Origin of the sequence: Sorangium sp. So ce887, from assembly GCF_051521455.1 — a bacterium.
Taxonomy (GTDB): Bacteria; Myxococcota_A; Polyangia; order Polyangiales; family Polyangiaceae; genus Sorangium.
Genome location: NZ_CP150354.1, coordinates 4,352,088 through 4,369,004, shown reverse-complemented (window position 1 = coordinate 4,369,004; position 16,917 = coordinate 4,352,088). Strand labels below are relative to the sequence as shown.

Annotated in this window: 9 protein-coding genes and 1 pseudogene; 4 read left to right on the top strand and 6 right to left on the bottom strand. The window is 70.4% G+C overall.

Annotated elements, in window-relative coordinates; genetic code table 11:
- Window positions 1-66: 66 nt before the first annotated feature.
- Complete coding sequence (locus tag WMF36_RS16235; RefSeq protein ID WP_437580512.1) at window positions 67-2,169, bottom strand: hypothetical protein; 2,103 nt, start codon at window positions 2,167-2,169, stop codon at window positions 67-69.
- A 64-nt stretch (window positions 2,170-2,233) separates the two neighbouring features.
- Here WMF36_RS16235 and WMF36_RS16230 point away from each other — a divergent pair, with 64 nt between their 5' ends.
- Together WMF36_RS16230 and WMF36_RS16225 are read left to right on the top strand one after the other, a co-directional pair.
- The gene (locus WMF36_RS16230; RefSeq protein ID WP_437580511.1) at window positions 2,234-2,668 is read left to right on the top strand and encodes a hypothetical protein; all 435 of its coding nucleotides are present in this window, start codon (window positions 2,234-2,236) and stop codon (window positions 2,666-2,668) included.
- 79 nt (window positions 2,669-2,747) lie between these two features.
- Window positions 2,748-4,157: a hypothetical protein gene (locus WMF36_RS16225; RefSeq protein WP_437580510.1), complete on the top strand. Its 1,410-nt coding sequence runs from the start codon at window positions 2,748-2,750 to the stop codon at window positions 4,155-4,157.
- Between the two features lie 369 nt (window positions 4,158-4,526).
- On the opposite strand, the gene WMF36_RS16220 is transcribed toward WMF36_RS16225, so the two are convergent.
- Window positions 4,527-6,464: a hypothetical protein gene (locus WMF36_RS16220; protein WP_437580509.1), complete on the bottom strand. Its 1,938-nt coding sequence runs from the start codon at window positions 6,462-6,464 to the stop codon at window positions 4,527-4,529.
- Window positions 6,465-7,495: 1,031 nt separating this feature from the next.
- Window positions 7,496-9,943, bottom strand: coding sequence for an RHS repeat-associated core domain-containing protein (locus WMF36_RS16215; RefSeq protein ID WP_437580508.1), 2,448 nt, complete (start codon window positions 9,941-9,943; stop codon window positions 7,496-7,498).
- Window positions 9,944-10,200: 257 nt separating this feature from the next.
- Between WMF36_RS16215 and WMF36_RS16210 the strand changes: the two genes are divergently transcribed.
- On the top strand, window positions 10,201-10,560 hold the full coding sequence (locus tag WMF36_RS16210; RefSeq protein WP_437573832.1) for a transposase: 360 nt from the start codon (window positions 10,201-10,203) through the stop codon (window positions 10,558-10,560).
- Window positions 10,560-11,378: pseudogene (locus tag WMF36_RS16205) on the top strand (IS3 family transposase); the annotation flags it as partial. The gene WMF36_RS16210 and the pseudogene WMF36_RS16205, both read left to right, overlap by 1 nt.
- Window positions 11,379-11,455: 77 nt before the next feature.
- On the opposite strand, the gene WMF36_RS16200 reads toward WMF36_RS16205, so the two are convergent.
- The 3 genes from WMF36_RS16200 to WMF36_RS16190 all read right to left on the bottom strand — a co-directional run bounded on the left by WMF36_RS16200 (window position 11,456) and on the right by WMF36_RS16190 (window position 16,917).
- Window positions 11,456-13,516: a DUF6531 domain-containing protein gene (locus WMF36_RS16200; RefSeq protein ID WP_437580507.1), complete on the bottom strand. Its 2,061-nt coding sequence runs from the start codon at window positions 13,514-13,516 to the stop codon at window positions 11,456-11,458.
- A 69-nt stretch (window positions 13,517-13,585) separates the two neighbouring features.
- A complete protein-coding gene (locus WMF36_RS16195; protein ID WP_437580506.1) occupies window positions 13,586-14,158 on the bottom strand; it encodes a hypothetical protein in 573 nt (190 codons plus the stop codon).
- Window positions 14,158-16,917, bottom strand: coding sequence for a type VI secretion system Vgr family protein (locus WMF36_RS16190; RefSeq protein WP_437580505.1), 2,760 nt, complete (start codon window positions 16,915-16,917; stop codon window positions 14,158-14,160). Before WMF36_RS16190 ends, WMF36_RS16195 begins: the two co-directional genes overlap by 1 nt.

Sequence of the window (16,917 nt, the reverse complement as noted above, 5' to 3'; positions counted from 1 at the left end):
CCCCGGAGCGGCCCGCCCGCGGCGCCGCTCCGTCGATGCTCGGCGCCGCAGGCGTCCGCGTCGCGCTCACCCCGCGCGCCGGCGCGGCCGCGTCCAGCGGCCCGGGGTGCCCGAGGCGCGCGCGGCGATCGGCCGCCACGCCGCGATGGCCTCCTCTTGCACCACGACGAAGTCGTGCGGATCGAAGCGCACGAAGTGCCCGGTGCGGACGATGAGCTCGCGCTGGAGGTGCCGGCGCTCGGCCGGGGTGACCCGGCCCGCGTCGAGCTCGTCGAGCACGACCTCCGGGGTGTACGGGCGCCCGCGCCGGTACCGCGCGCCGAGGTCCCAGCCCTGGCAGCGCTCCATCCAGAAGGCCCGCCAGCGCGCGGCGTCCACCGTGGGCTGCTCCACCAGCTCGGGCGCCGGAGCCGCGGGCGGGTCGCGGGGATCGCTGACAAGCTGCGCGAGCTTGAGCTCGCGGGGCTCGCCCACGTCGGGGTCGGGCGGATCGGCGACGGCGATCTCCTCGTCCTCCACCGCGACCTCTTCCCACATCTCGGCGCCGGTGATCCGCTCCAGCGCGTAGGCCGCGGTGAGCTTCACCGCCTTGTCCCCGTCGCGCTCGAGCAGGTCGATGAGCAGGGGCACGGCCGAGGCCGCGCCCGTCCAGCCCACGGCGGCGATCAGGCCGCGGCGTGGCGCCTCGAAGGCGCGCGCGACGAGGTGCCGCGCGTCCGCCTCGTCGCCCGCGATCGCGAGCAGGAGCGCCGCCGCGTCGCCGCCCTCGGTCCCCTCCAGCGCGCCGCGCAGCGCGATCGAGGCGTGCGGGTGGTCCGAGAGCGCCATGGCCGTCCAGGCGGCCTCGCGGAGCGCCGGGTCCTCCGCCGCGACGGCCCGCTGGATCAGCTCGGGCAAGCGCTGGCTCGGCCCGCAGGCGAGGTGGTGGAGCGCGCGCGCCGCGACGGGGGCCGCCTCGTCCGAGGCCGCCGCGACGAGCTCGTCCTCGGTGGCGAGGCCGCGGTAGGCGAGGACGTCGATCGCCATCGCGCGGACCAGCGGCTCGGGCTCGCGGAGCAGTCCGCGGAGCGCGAGCGGCAAGAGCTCGTGCGGGACGAGCTTCAGCGCGGCGCCGAGCTCGTCGATGAACGCCCTGTCGCGGTCGCTCCGGAGCAGCGCGTGCTCGGCCGCGGCGAGCGCGTCGCGGCCCGCGAAGCAGCCGAGCACCATCGCGCTCGCGAAGGCGAGGCTCGGATCCTTCACGGGGGCCTCGGCCACGAGCCGCGGCACGTGCTCGAGCGCCGGCGCCCCGATGGCCGCGATCACGTCGATGGCCGCGAGCATGCGCCGCTCGAGGATCAGCGCCCCGCGGAAGGGATCGCCGAGCAGCGGCGCCCGCTGCATGCCGACCATCGCGACCTCCTCGAAGCACTCGCGGGTGCGGGCGCGGAGGAAGGCGAGGTCGTCGATCGCGGCGCCGATCTCCCGCGCGAACCCCGGCGGCGCCGGGGGCGCGGCGGGCTCGTCACGGCGCTCCGGGAGCGGCCGCGCCTCCGCCGCGCCGGGGAGCGCGCCGGGCGCGGGCGCCTGCTTCTTCAGCGCCTCGACGGCGGCCTTGAGCTCCTCGAACGTCTTCGGCCGCGCGATCGGCGGCGGCGGCTTCGCGACGAGCTCGGCCGGGGGCGGCTCCGGGACCTTGATCCTCGGCACGAGCGACGCGCGCGGGACCGCGTGGAGCCGCGGCCGATCGCGGCTCGCCAGGATGGGCGGCGGGTCGAGCGGCGGCGCCGGCGGCACGGTGGCGAGCCGCGCCTCGGCGCGCTCGAGCCAGCCCCGCGCGCTCCGGAGCCGCTCGCCCACCGCCGCGAGGCCCGCGTCGAGCCCCGCCGCCCCGCCGACGGCGGCAGCAACGATGTCAATTTCCGCCATGGCGTCACGCACGGCCGCGATGCGATCGGCGCGGCCGTCGAAGGCGTCGTAGATCGCGCCGAGGGCCCGCTCCAGGGCGCGCGCGGGCCCGGTCAGGTCGGTGACGGGCTCGACGTCGTGCTCGAGCGACAGCGCTGCGCGGCGGAGCGCGGCGTGCGCGCTCTCCAGCGTGTCGTGGGCGAGCAGGTCCATGCTGGCGGGCGCGGAGGGCTGCCCGTCCTGACCGCCGGGCGCGACGAAAGGCAGGTAGGAGAAGGACACGCCCCATGGATACACCTGCGCGGAGGAGGCCCCAAGCCGCGCGCTGAGGTAGCCTGGCCGCGCGATGAAGGATCCTTCGCAGGACGTCGAGGTCTACGCGACGCTGGCCGCCCGGCTCGCGGACCCGGGCGCCGACCGCGCGGCGCTCCTCGCCGAGCACGGGCTCGACGAGGCGAGCTGGGAGGCGCTCGACGACGCCTGGCAGGCGCGCCTCTTCGAGGCGGACGAGGACGACGGCGAGGAGGTGGGCGTGCCGCCGCTCGTGGCCGCGTTCGCCGAGACGTTCGCCCGGGTCCAGCGCGGCCGCGCGAAGCGCGAGCTGTCGTTCGAGCGGTTCCTCGAGGCCGCGCGCGCGATGAAGCGGGGCACCGACATGGCGACGGTGCTGAGCCGGCTGGACCTGACGCTGGAGGACTACCTGAGCGCGCAGCAGCGATGGACCGCGGCGATGCTGGAGGACGACGAGCTCATGGCGCAGTTTCAGCGGGCGATGAGGTAGCGGGGATGGGCGCGCGGCGAGATCGGTCGGGGCAGGCACCGCACCGCTGAGCGGCAGAGGGGCGTAGGTTCGGGGAGGCATGGTGGAGGGCGAGGGGACGATCCGATCGATCACGCTCGAGGAGCTCGCCGCCATCACCGGGGCCCTCGAGGCGGGCTTGCCGCGGGACGAGGTGCTCGCCGGGGCGGGGCTCTCGGTCGAGGCGTGGGAGGCGGCGCGGGAGGGCTGGATGTCGAGGCTCGCCGCGCGGGCGGCGCGGGGGCAGCTGCGCTCGAGCCAGCGTTACCTGGAGCTCGTCGCCGAGCAGAAGGGCCGCGCCGAGGCGAGGGCGCGACACGCGCGCCGGAAGCCGGAGGGGCCGATCCCTGTGGCGCCTGCGGCGCACCTCTCCCCGTTGCAGGGGGCGCCTCGAGACCGGGCGACGCCGCTGCCCGCCGCGGGCGCGGGTGGCGAGGCGGCTGCGCGATCGCCGTGGGCCAGGCTGGGCGCGGCCGCGCCGCCGGGGCTCGGTGTCGTGGAGCCGGCGCCGCTGCCGTCGTCGCTGCCGCCGGCCATGCCGTCGCCGGTGCCGCCGGCCATCGCGTCGTCGCTCCCGCCGGCCATGCCGTCGCCGCTGCCGCCGGCCATCGCGTCGTCGCTCCCGCCGGCCATGCCGTCGCCGCTGCCGCCGGCCATGCCGTCGCCAATGCCCGCGGTCACGCCCACCCCGTTCCCGGACCCGCCGCCAACGGCGCCGCCGGGCCGTGTGACGCTCCTCGGCACTCGGGCTGTCGCGCCACGCGAAGCGCTGCCGTTCCGTCAGGACGCCTCGAGCGCACCTCGGGCCGAGAGCGCCGCAACCCCGGCCGCAAAGAGGAAGGATGCCACGCGCATCGGCGCGGTCGGCGCGCTATCGGCCGACAGAGCCCTGCCCTTCTCTCGCACGGCCCCTGTGCTTCCGGCCGACAAGGCCCTGCCCTTCTCGCGCCCTACCCCTTCGCCTCCGGCCGACAAGGCCCTGCCCTTCTCGCGCCCTACCCCTTCGCCTCCGGCCGACAAGGCCCTGCCCTTCTCGCGCCCTACCCCTTCGCCTCCGGCCGACAAGGCCCTGCCCTTCTCACGTCCCACCTCTTCGGGCCCCGTCAAGGACGAGACCGCACCGCTACCACCTCAGCGCTCGCAGGGGAGCTGGGCCCTGCCCTTCCAGCAACCGAGCTCCGCCTCCGGATCGCCCGCGAGCGCATCGACCTCCGAACCCGCCGTGCAGGCGCAGCCCGGCGTCGATGAGCAGGAGATGCGGCGCGTGGAGCGGATCACCCTCGGAGAGTACGCGCGCATCTGCGCTGACGCGCGAGACCGTTCAAGACACATCCAGCAGATCCAGAGCCATTACGGGCTCAGCCCGCAGGGTTGGGCCGCGCTCCACGCGATGTGGCACGAGCGCTTCCGGTCCGATCCGGCGCTCAAGGCGCGGTGGCAGGCGCTCGTCGAGCAGAGCGCGGGGAGCTGACGGCACATGCGGTCCGCTCGTACAAACCGGACACGATCCCGGGGAGGCAGCTGGCAGCCTCCGCGCAACCGGACACGGTCCCGGGGAGGCAGCTGGCAGCCTCCGCGCAACCGGACACGGTCCCGGGGAGACAGCTGGCAGCCTCCGCGCAACCGGACACGGTCCCGGGGAGGCAGCTGGCAGCCTCCGCGCAACCGGACACGGTCCGGGGGAGGCAGCTGGCAGCCTCCGCGCAACCGGCGAGGATCGCCAGCGCACCTCCCCATCGCCATCGATGGGACAGTCCATGCCAAGAGTCCCCCGACGCATGGGCTTTCTCGTACTTGCAACACCGGCCGACGTGCGCCGCGCCGGCGCGAGCGCCCTCGATCACTCCGACCCGGGCCCGATCTCCGAGAACCAGTCGTCGAGCTCGGCGAGCGTCCTGGCCCAGGCCACGAGCGCGGCTTCACCTCCCAGACGCAGGAGGAGCGTGTCCAGGCACGCGCCGTTGTCATAACGTCGATCGTACGTGAAGAGAGGCGTGATCTCGGCGATCGTGGGGCGCCAGTTCTCGGGCGAGGCGCGCTCCCGCCACACGTCGCACAAGCTCTCCACCGACATCCAGGGGAACATGCTGCAGAGCGAGTCGTCGGACTCTTCGGGCGGCACGCGGAGCGCCTCCTTTACCGTCTCGGCGACGGCGGCGGACAAGCTCTCCCTCGCTTCCAGGGAGAGCGACGGGAACACAGACGCCCACGCGGACAGCCTGTTCGATGCGCGGGCAGCGCCACGCACGAGCTCCGCGAAGCGAGCCGCGTGCTCCTCGCTCTTCAGCGCCTTCCCTACCATCTCAAGCATTCCAGATGGTTCCTCGTCTTCCAGATCCGGATGCACGAGGCGCTCCACGTCGGAAAACGAGCCCAGAGCAAGCGCGATTTCCAACTCGGCGTGATGTCGGTCGTCGTCCCCTGCCATCGCGGCGCAAAAGCTGGTCGCAAGGTCTCTGTCGCCGAGCTCCACTGCACGGAGGGAGAGCGCCGCGAGCGCGTCGTCAATCTGAGAGCCCATGCATGGCAACACCTTCTGGTGAATGTGGCGGAGCTCCTCCAGTGTCGCCGATTCCGCCCAGTTCTCGATAGCGCGGCCCTGGCCGCGAAAGGCCTCCGGCGGTTCCGAGAAGAACATGCGTGCCAGTTCCGCTCGGACGTCCGCCGTGACGAAGGAGACGAGCTCGGAGGCGACGTAGTTGCGGTCAGAGACGTCCGTCCGCTCTTTCACCTCCGCGAGGGGAGCCTCCTGCACCTCGGCCGCGAGCCACGGAGGCAGCTGCCCGCAGCGGAGCGGCCCGAGCGAATCCGCGGATCCTCGCGATTCGCCTTGCCAGCGACGGACGAGCGCGCGGGCCTCCTCGGGAACACGCCGGTTCCATTCAGTCTCGGGAACATGAAAGAGAAAGCGCTGCGCCGTGAGCGGAAACCGTTCGGAGGAAAGCAGCCATCCCATGGCTCGTTGAACGATCGCGCTCGCTCCCGCTGAGGTCCCCAGGAGCCGCTCCGTCAAGACTTCAAGGCGATCTCCGAGCTTCGGCAAGGTGGAGATCTGCGCGTCCACGTCGTCGAGTCGCTCGGCGCGGCGCTCCTCGGGGTAGAGCGGCGCCAGCAGGGCAGCCCAGAACGCACGGCTCTCTGGACGGAGCCCAGCAAGGCGCCTGGCCGCCAGCAGCAGAACATCCTCCCGCGCGGGGAAGCGCAGCCGCTCGGCGATACGCCGGAGCGCACCGATCACGAGCGCTTTCACGACACGGCGCCATTTCAGCTCGCCCAATACGAAGCCTCTGCGGTCTCGCGCGTATGCCGAGGGGGTCTCGGTCGCGCCGGCGGCCTCGTTCCCTGCGACGACGCGATCTGCTTCGTGCAGCAATGGCGTTGGCCATACCACATCCGCCTCGGACACGGCGGGCCGGACCGCACGCCACAGCCTTAGCCTATCTTTCTCGCTCAGCGGCTTGGCGAGTTCGATGCCTGCGCCCGGTTGAAAGATCCCCTCGTGGATGGCACCGCCAACCACGTCCGGGAGCGCGTGCACGAACGAAGTGATGAGCTGCTCGAAGATAGTTCGCAACCGCAGCGCCTGCACCATGCAAGGGCCATGCGAGGCTTCCGACGTCGCTTCGCAGAACGCCGCGTAGCTTCGCCGCCACGCGGCAACGACGAGCGCACGAAAGCCGAACGCACCGCCATCCAAGGGTTCCCAGGCGGCGCGCATCGGCTCGGCGATCACGCGATCGAGCTCTCCCGCCGTGGCATCATGTCGCAAGAAGTGCATCGCCCCGTATCGAATTATGTACTGCGATGGAGCGACCGGGGCGATGCTCCCTTCGGAGCAGCTATCGAGAGTCGCCCGAACATATCCGGTCAAGAGCGCCCGCCCACGGGCGTCGCCCAGGCTGCTCAAGCGCAGAGCAAGCTCTTTCCCGAGAGCTCGATGACGGAACGCAGCGCCATGCGTTATGTGACAGAGCCATGGTTCTAGCTTCCGCAACGTGGCAGACACTCGGGCCTCGGCCTGATCGCCTCCCACGATCTGGACTAGCTCTGCCTCCGAGATCGGCCCGCTAGCGGCGCTCAAGACGCACACGGTATCTGCGTCAACGTCACCAGGCAACGCCGCGACGGAGCACTCCGGCGGCGTCTCCAAGACGACATTAGACCAATCGTTCAACCGATGAAGGACCTCACCCCATTGGGCGGCCGTGACACCGGGGTCGTTGTCCGCAGACACCCACACGCGGACGTTCCCGGGCAGCCCCGCTGACCATCCGATGCGCGACCATACCGCCGGATCATCGTTCTCGTGGGCACCGTCGAGAACGAGCAGCAGCGGCATCTCGGGAATCTCATCACCGTCGAGGATCGGTCGGATGTCATCTGCCACGCGCGGGGCGAGCGCGCGCTCGGATGCCTTCCTGGAAGTCAACGCTCCGAGCCGCGCATGCAGCGCGGTAACCCATATCGATGGATCCGACATGCCGCTGTGGACCGAGATCGGGATGAACGCCACGCGGGCCAGCCCTCGCCGCGTGAGATGAAGACAGAACGCGCCGAGCAGCGAGCTCGTGCCAGAGCACGCGGGAGCCCTTATCAGGACCCGCTCGCCTGGGCGGGAGCTCGCCCAGAGCGCTTCCAGCGCTGACCACGGGCGCTGCGCCGGCGAGGCGGGAGCACGCGGCTCACCGTGAAGCCAGGCCGTCACAGCCGGAGAGGCGAGGACGGCGCGCGTGGCGTGCCAGACCGAGCCCGGCGCGCGCTCTAGCCCGGTGAGCAAACCTGAAATGGCAGCTTCTTTGCCGATGTCTGTCATCTCTTCTTCCGGTTCCGGGTCGGGTCGGTGCTGTCGTCCTCAGGCGGTACGAACTTCGGGTCCGGCGGCGGAGGCGGCTTGTCCGGTCGCCTGTAATTGCCGTGCTCGTCCTGGAATGCGTTCGGATCGCGCGAGTTCTTCTGCTGCGAGCCGTCCGGGTTCAGCTTGGGGACGACGTTGGTCGCGGATGGATTCTCCCGCGCCACATTCTTCCCTGGATCGTTCCTGTCCGGCTCGTAGACGCCGTCTTTCTTGTGATCCCATTTCTTGCCGTTGTACATGACGCCACCATCGGCGTCACCCGTGGTGAGCCCAGCTCTCTTCTTGGCCTCGTCGGACACACCATTGTTCGGATCAGCATTGATATTTTCCGGGTGGATGCCCAGCTCACGGAAGACCTGCGCGCAGAACGGACACGGCTTCTCCGAGGAATCCTTGGGTTTCCCTTTCTTCGAGTGCGCCTCGATCTTCGCGCCGCGACGGTACTCCTCGCGCAGCTCGTTCCGGACTCGGGCGTTCCGCTCGGCCTCGGACATCTTCGCCCACTTCTCGCAATCCCTGCCGTTCGCATCTTTGCTAAGGCGCTGCCGGATGTCCTTGGCCTGCTGGTTCAACCCGTCGATCTCGGCGCATCTCCCGGCCTTGCTGGAAGCTTTCGGCTTGACCTTGCCGTCGGCGTCCAGGTTTCGAGGATCGCTTTCGGGCTTGTCAGGATCCCTGAATTTCTCGCGGGAGTTCGATACCGCGTCCCTCAGCGCCGGGTCGAGATCATCGTCGCTCTGGACGGTCGAGCTCTTCCCCTCGATGTTCGGCAGCGGATTGCCGTTCGCGTCCGTCCGCCCCGAGGTGGTCGAGAACATCAGCCCCGTGGGGTCCACCATCTTCGTGGGCCGGTTGCCCGCATAGGAGAACCCGTTCTGCCCGCCGAGCAGCCCGATCGGGTCGACGCTGATGTACCGTCCTACCGCGGGGTCGTAGTAGCGATAACGATTGTACGCGAGGCCCGTCTCGTCATCGTAGTACTGCCCCAGGAACCGCAGCGGCGTCTCCGTGCGCGCGCCTTCGCGCGGGCGCGCGGCGCCCCACACCGTGCGGTCGAGCTCGCAAGCGACATTCCCGGCGGCGTCGAGCAGGCGTTCCGGTCTGCCGACCGCGTCGTTCAGGTAATAGTACCACTCGGCCGACACGGCGTCGCCTTCGCCGCTCAGCGTGTCCTTCTGCGCCCACGGCGCCGACATCTCCTCGTCGGTGCAGTACGTCCTCTCCTGGGTGACCCGATCGCCCTCCGAACCCCACACGCGTTTGATCTCATGGACGAGCGTGTCCCCATCCCAGACGAACCGCGTCGTGGACACGGTGGCCATGCGCCCGCCTTCGTCTCTCCTGAGCACGCGCTTCTCGAGGCGTCGTGCAAAGGGGTCGTAGACATGCTCGACCCGGATGCCGTCAGGGCGCACCACCGCACGGAGGAGGCCCGCGCCGTTCCATTCGTAGGTCGTGGTGGCCTCGTCACCGCTCGGCGTGAGCACGCGGCGCTTGATCAGCCTCCCGTCGCCATCCCACACGTACGATACAGGCCCGCGCCGGAGCAGCACGTTGCCGCGCCCGTACTCGCGCTCCGGCGCGCCGGGGCCGAGCTCGCGCACGTTCCCCTCCGCGTCGTACCGGAAGTGCTCGCCGTGCCCGTAGGTGTCGGTCCGAGCCAGCACCTGTCCGCGCGGATCGTGATCCCATCGCTCGGTGCCCGAGCGATCGTCGTCGACCGCGGCCACGTCGCCTTGAGGTGTGTAGTGAACCGCTTGTCGGAGGGTGAGGTCGTGGGGGAGCGCCCCGACCCAATCGGGCTGGCCCGGGGCCACCCGAGGGCCCGCGGCCACGCGGGACACGGTGCGCTGGACCATGCGGTCGAGCCCGTCATGGACGATGTCCACGCGCCCGCTGCCGGGCAAATAACGGGTCGTCTCTCGCCCGAGCGCGTCGCGGACGACGCCGAGCTCTTCCTTGCCGTCGAGCGTCACGCGCAGCGCGCGGCCCGCGGCATCGCGTACCCAGGCCTGGTGGTGTCCGCGGGAGGTCCTTCGCTCGACGACATTGCCCATCAAATCATGTCGCGTCTCCACGGAGAACGTCTCGCCGCCGCTCACCTGTCTCTCGCGCGTCACCCAGCCCAGGAGATTGCGATCGAAATACACGTCGCCTGAGGGGCCGTGCGCCGCGATGATGTAATCCAGCTCGTCGTACTCGAACGTCTCGACGCCGCCGTCGGGGTACTGATGTTCCACGACGCGACCGGCGAGATCGTACACGTACTCGGTCTTCTCGCCGAGACCGTTCTCGAACTGCACGACACGCCCCATGGCGTCGTAGCGGTAGCGAAGGGTGCGGCCGTCGAAGGTGACCTCCTCCGATACGAGCCGGGCGGCGTTCAGCCGAATGCGGTGCACCTCTCCGTGACTGTTGTGAACCTCGACGAGGCGCCCCTCGCGGTTGTATCGGTACTTGCTGATCCGCCCATCGGGCTCTCGCGTCCCCTCTGTGCCAACGTCGGGTGAGACAAGCTCCCCCTGGAAATCTGTGGTGAGAGGGCGGAGAATGGACCTGACTCGTGCCGAAGCCTTCCCATCTCCGATCCGTCGATCCTACCCCCGCCCCAGCGGCGCAGGGCGCTGCTCCCCGCCCGAGTGGCGTCGCCGTCGAGACTGTGCCGAAGCGGGGCAAGAGGCGGAAGTTCTCGGCGGCGGAGAAGCTGCGCATCGTTCGCGAGGCGGCCGCGTGCACCCAGCGCGGGGACATCGAGGCGCTGCTGCGCCGCGAGGGCATCTACAGCTCCCTCCTGACGGCCTGGCGCAAGCAGCTCGCCCTCCACGGCAGCGAGGCTCTCGCGGGGCGCAAGCCCGGCCGCAAGCCGAAGCACGACGCGAAGGACCGGCGCATCGCCGAACTCGAGAAGCGCTCGGCGCGGCTCGAGGAGAAGCTCGCGCTCGCTGAGAAGCTCATCGACCTCCAAAAAAAAGTCTCTGCCATTCTGGGCATCAACCTCACGAACGACGAAGAGCGCTGATGGACGTCATCGAAGAGCTCGATGACCCGCACGTCCCCATCTCCCAGGCGTGTGCGGCACTCGGCGTCAGCCGCGCCACGCTCTACCGGCAGACTCAGCCCGCGAAGCCGTCCGCGCTGACCGGGCCCGCTCCGAGCCCACGCCGGCTCAGCGACCCCGAGCGGCAAGCCGTGCTCGACGTGCTGCACAGCGAGGAGTTCGTCGACCAGCCCCCGCCGGAGGTCTACGCGACGCTGCTGTCGCGCGGCGTCTACCTCGCCTCCATCCGCACCATGTACCGGCTGCTCGCCGCCTCCGGCGAGAGCGGGGAGCGGCGCGCCCAGCGTGGACCGATGACGCATGCCAAGCCAACGCTTACCGCCACGGCTCCCAACCAGATCTGGACGTGGGACATCACCAAGTTGCGCGGGTCGCTGCCTGGGGTCTTCTACTGCCTGTATGTCGTCCTCGACCTGTTCAGTCGCATGACCGTTGGCTGGCTGCTCGCCGAGCGCGAGAGCGCGGAGCTTGCCGAGCACCTCTTCGCAGAGACCGTCGCCCGCCACGGCGTCGAGCCCGGCTCGCTCACGGTGCACGCCGACCGCGGCTCCGCGATGCGGTCGGAGGGGCTCGCTCAGCTCCTCGGCTCGCTCGGCGTCGTTCGTAGCTTCAGCCGGCCTCACGTCAGCGACGACAACGCCTTCTCCGAGTCGCAGTTCAAGACGCTCAAGTACCAGCCAGACTATCCGGACCGCTTTGCCTCGCTGGCTCATGCACGAGCGTGGTGCCAGGAGTTCTTCAGCTGGTATAACGACCTTCATCAGCATTCTGGACTTGCGCTCTTCACACCTGCTGATGTATTCTACGGCCGAGTCGAAGATATCGCGGCTCGGCGCCAGGTCGCCCTGGACACGGCCTACGCCGCGCATCCGGAACGCTTCCCGAACGGGCCGCCCGTCGTGCGCAGGCCGCCCGCTTCGGTAGCCATCAACCCGCTGTCCGTTGACGATGCTGCCGGAGAGGCCGCGGCGCCCACGCACACGGGCACGACCAGCGCCGCGCCCGAACCTGGCGCCACGCCCACCGCCGTGCCGCGGCCGCTCCGACCTCGACCGGATGCTGCCCAGAGCCGGAACCCGCCCCTCAGCGCGATCCACTCATAGGATTCTCGTCTGGCCTGTCTCAAACCTGTTGGCATTCTCCGCGTCTCGACGATGCGGTTGTATCCCGCATAGCGGTGCATGGTGGTGTGACCGTTCGGGTGCCGGATCGCCGTGCAGTTTCCGGACGGATCGTACTCGTAGCGCGTCACGCCGCCGTCCGGCGTTCGCTCGGATCGGAGGCGGCCGGCGTCGTCGTAGGTGTACGTGCCCATCGCCCCCGACGCGTCGAGCATGCTCTGGCGCCGGCCCCAGTAGTCGTACGCGTACTGCGTCACCGCGCCCGTGGGGTCGGTCCTCTCGACGAGGTTTCCGTGATCGTCGTACCTATACAGCGTCTGCCCACCGTTCGGCGCGACGGTCCGCGTGGTGAGCCCGCGGCGATCGAAGTGCACCTCGAAGATGGCCCCGATGGCGTCGCGCCACACGAGCCCGCCCGTGAGGCGCCCGGTCTCGATGACGCCCCCGGCAGGATCGACCGCCCTCCGGATGTGCCCGTCGGCATCGCGCTCGAAGGTCGTGACGCGTCCGAGAGGATCCGTGATCCGGAGTTCCCGCCCGCGGGCATCCCTCTCCCAGCGGGTCGTCGCTCCCATCGCGTCGGTGAACGACAACAGGTTTCCCCACCGGTCGTACGTGCGGCTGAAGACGCCGGCGGCCGTGACCGCCTTATCGACGCTCCCGAAGTCGTTTCCGAAATAGCGCTCGACCGAGATCGAGTCGGCGGCTTCCACGTAGCTGTCAGGCCCGTACTCGAGCTTCGTGTGAAAGATGCCCTTGGCGGCCGTGATCCCGTCGGCGAGCAGCGCCGGGACATCGGCGGCGAGGCTCTCGTCCTCACGATCCGGGAACGCGCCCCATGTCTCGACGCACCGTCCATCCCCGTCATAGCGGAAGTAGAAGCAAAGGCCCGTCGGGTGCGCCTGGCACGTCAGGAGATGATCGGTGTACGTATACCTGGTCGCCTCGCCCATCGCGTCCTCGGCGACCACCAGGTCTCCCGCGTCGTCATAACGATACTTCGCGAACGGGACCAGCTGGCCTCGATGCGCCGCGTTCTTCACCTCGAAGGACGCGATGCGTCCCTCCCTGGTGGAGCGGACCTCGACCCTGCGCCCGACCGAGTCGACGATCTGCGCCAGGACGCCGTCCTTGTAGAAGAACGAGATTCGGTTGTCGTGAGAGTCGGTCTCCGCCGACAGGAGGTACCGCTCTTGCCAGACGTGCTCGAAGACGAGCCACCGGCCGTCCCCCCGATCGAGCACGAAGCCGGTCTGGCCGCGGACGAGCAGCCACCCGGAAGGGCCCACCGCCGACTCGCCGACGCGCATGGGCGTGAAGTCGACGTACATGCCGTTCCCGGTCCAGAGCCTCGTCCGGCCGCGGCGTACCTCCACCTCCCACGCGTACGAGTGGTACCAGCCGCGCCCGAGCCCGACGTCGCGGTCGCGCGCAGCGCTCGTGTAACTGCGCGTCAGCGTCAGCGGCAGCGGGCCCGGCAAGTGCAAGTCGGTGACGGGAATCGTGAAGACGCGGCCTGTCACGATGTCGACCGGGTCTCCCTTGGAGCCTTTGCCGCTCCCTTTCTTTCCATGATGATTGGGGCACGCCCCGCCGTTCTGGCCGGAGCCGCAGGCGCCTTTGCCGCCACCCGACGCGCTGTCGCCCCCGTTCTTGCCGTTCGCCCCCTGCTTGCCCTGGCCCGCGCCGCCTCCACGGCCGCCGGCCCCGCCGCCGTCGCCGCCTCCGCCGAGAACGAATACGCCGGGGTTCATCCCCGGGATCGCCGGGATGTTGGGGACAGGTGCCGTTCGCATCGCTGCTTCTACGCTCCCTGGTGAAAGGTATGATGAATGGAGCTTTCAGCGGACACGCTGTGCGTGCCGTCAATTCAGCCGCAAGAGCCTCCCCACGATCCGGAACAGCCCCCGCGACGCGGCGCTGATACGGCTGCCCACGACCTCGATGTCGCCGTTCTTGCGAATGCGGAGAGCGCCGCTGCCTGAGCGGAGGAGCAGCTCCTCGTCGCCCTCGATGGAGATGGTGGTCGCCTTGAGGTGGAGCGCCTTCGGCCGCTGCGTCGTCAGGGCCGCGACGATAAGCGGGGGCTCACCCTCGCAGAGCTCGACGAGCACGGCGTCGCCGCGGGCACGGGCGTCGGCGATCACCTCGGGGTCGACGTCGGAGGCGATCTGAGCGTCGACGGGCCCCTCCGCGCCACGGAGGTGGATCGACGCCATCCGCCCCGCGATCGCGGCGACGCGCGCGGTCCGCATCGCGGCGCCGAGCGGCTGCGCCTTCCGCGCCGGAAGCGGCGCCGCGGCCGGCTCGGCGAGCACGTCGTCCAGGGTCACGCGCGGCGACTCGGACGCCTCCTCCGCCGGCGCCTCGGCGTCCGGCGCCGCGAGCGAGAGCGACGCGCCGGCCTCCCCCGATCCACCGTCGAAACGAGTCGCCATCACACCTCCGAGACCTTCTTCGGCAGCTGGATCTTCGGGGCCAGGAACGCCACGAGCGGCGAGCTGATGGTGACGCCGCCGCCGTCGATCACCACCTCGCTGGCGCCGCACTTGAAGACGATGGCGCCCTTCGCCTCCACCTTGTGGAAGGCCCCGATGAACGTCGCAGGCCCCACGGCCTGCACGACGTGCGACCCCTTGAGCTTGTCGACGACCGCGCCGCCCACCATCGCGGTGCGCGAGCCGGTGATCGTCTCGCTCTCGCCCGCATTGCTGAGGACCACGAGCCCCGTCGCCTTCTCGGTCTTCGAGCCGGTGACGCTCTCCGCGTAGCTGCCGAACGCGACCTGCACCGTCGCGGCGCCGACGTCGATCGTCTTCTTGCCGGTCACGTTGTTGTCGATGTCCTTGATCGCGCCGAGGACCTTCATCGATCCCACGTCCTCCTTGTGGGTGCCCGCGACCTTCGCGGTCGTGTGCCCGGGCCCCTTCTCGCGATCTGTCGCGTCGACGCCATCGACGTTGCCCTCCGGTCCGGCGGCGTTCGCCATCGACTCGCCGCCGCCGCCGCTCGAGTCCATCCCGAGCGCCGAGGCGAGCGCCTCCGGCTTGACGAAGACCCGACCGGCGAGGCTGCTGTGCACCGCGTTCGCGGCGATCGACGCGAGCATGTTGGGCGGGCCGGACCCACCCGGCGCGCCGCCGCCACCACCGCCGCCGCCGGCGCCGCCGCCCATCGAGGCCGCGAGCTGGCCCGCGCCGGGGATGCCCGACGCGCCCGCGATCATCGCGGGCATGCGGCTCATGTCCCCGCCGGCGACGGCGCTCATCGCGCCCGCGACCCCCTGCGCCTTCTGGGTCAACGCGTTGATCGGCCCCATCACCTGGTTGATGGCGCCGTCGACCTGCCCCTGGAGCGCCGAGATCGCGTTGTTGGCCATCACGCTCGCGAACTGCACGGCCGCCTGCGCCGCGAGCGCGAGCATCGCCTCGAGCGGGTTGCCGTCCATCTCGAACTGGTTCCCGCCCACCGTGGTCGTCGCGCTGCCCTTCGCCGTCACCGCCGACACCGCGTTCACCTCGACGGTGCGGTTGCCGCCCACGCTGATCGTCTGATCCGCGCCCACCGTGTTCGACGAGCCCTTCGTGATCTTCGTCGTCTGGTTGCCGCCGACCTCGAGGGACGCGTTGTTCCCGATCACCGTGGTCTCGTTGTTGCCGATGTTCTTCTTGGCGTTGTTCGCGGCGGCCGTCTTCATGTCGTGCTGGGCGTGCATCATGATCTCCTCGGCGCCCGCCTTGTCCTCGAAGCGGACCTCGTTGGCGCCGCCGCCGCCCGGCGTGCTCGCGGTCCGGATCGCCGTGCGGGTCTTGCCCTCAGGCAGCGCGTACGGCGGCATGTAGACGCCGTTGTAGAGGCGGCCGGTGACGATCGGACGATCGGGGCTCCCCTCGAGGAACTCGACGATCATCTCCCAGCCGATGCGCGGGAGCATCATCGAGCCCGAGGTCTGGAGCTGCGCGACCCGCATCCAGCACGAGGCCTTGTCGTCGGTCGCCTCGCCACGATCCCAGTGGAACTTGACCTTGCAGCGGCCGTGCTCGTCGGTGTGGATCGCCTCGGGCTGCGAGCCGGCCGGCGCCACCACGGTCGCCGTCTGCGGCCCCTCGATGACCGGGATCGGCGTGATGCGCCGCGGCCTGTACTTCACGTCGGCCGGCACGAGGCGCGCCCGCGACCTCGATCGCGGCGCGGCGCCCTCACGCTCCTCGCCGTCGTCGTGGACGAAGGTGTGCGTCACCGCGAAGAGGAAATACTCGCCGTCGAGCTCACCGGCGTCCGTGATCGTGAGCTTCTGGCCGACCGCGAGGCGCGGGCAGACCGCGTCGATCTCGAGCGTGCGCCGCTCGACCTGCTCCTCCTCGAGCCGGATCTGCGCGAGCCGCTGCCCGTCGCTCGGCTCGAAATAGCCGCCCGGGTAGTCGTAGCGCGCGAGCTCGGCGTGCTCGCTCGACGCCGCGGTCGCCGTGAGGTCGAGCTGCGGCCGCTTGAAGTCGAAGTCGCGGAGGACGAACTTGCCGGAGCGCACCCGCTCGAGCTCGCGGATCGCGTAGATCGCGTCGCGCTCGTCGGCCGCGCTCAGGCCGGTGCGCCGCCGGAGCGGCAGCGCGGGGTCGCCGGGGATCGGCGCGGCCACGGTGCTGTCGTCGTCGAAGACGAGGAGCTCCCCGTCGGAGTCCACCTCGACGAAGCTGTAGATGCCCTCGTGCTCCATGAGCCGCGAGATGAACGCGAGCGCGCTCTCCTGGTACTGCACGCAGTACTCGCGCTTCGGGCAGTCGCCGCTGAGCCGCCACGCGACCCGCGCGACCCCGTGGTCCTCGAGGACCTGCTGGGCGATCTCCTTGGCGCTCATCTCCTGGAAGATGCGCGAGTCGACGCTGCGCGCGAGGAGCGCGAGGGAGGAGACGACGCGCACGGCGTAGCGCGCGCCGATCGCCTCCATGCCGAGCTCGGTGGAGCCGATCGAGGTCGCGGCCTCCACCGTGCCGGCGAGGACGCGCGGCGCCTCGCCGGGCGCGCCGAAGGAGAGCACCGCGCTCTTCCCGATCATCGCGTCGAGCTCCTGGAACATGTGGAGGATCACCTCGACGTCGAGCACGAGCGGCCTGCCCGCCTCGTGGATCGACTCGAAGCGGAGCACCCGCGCGGCGGGGACTTCGTCGATCGTGAAGTGCGCAATCGTCTCGCGTGCCAC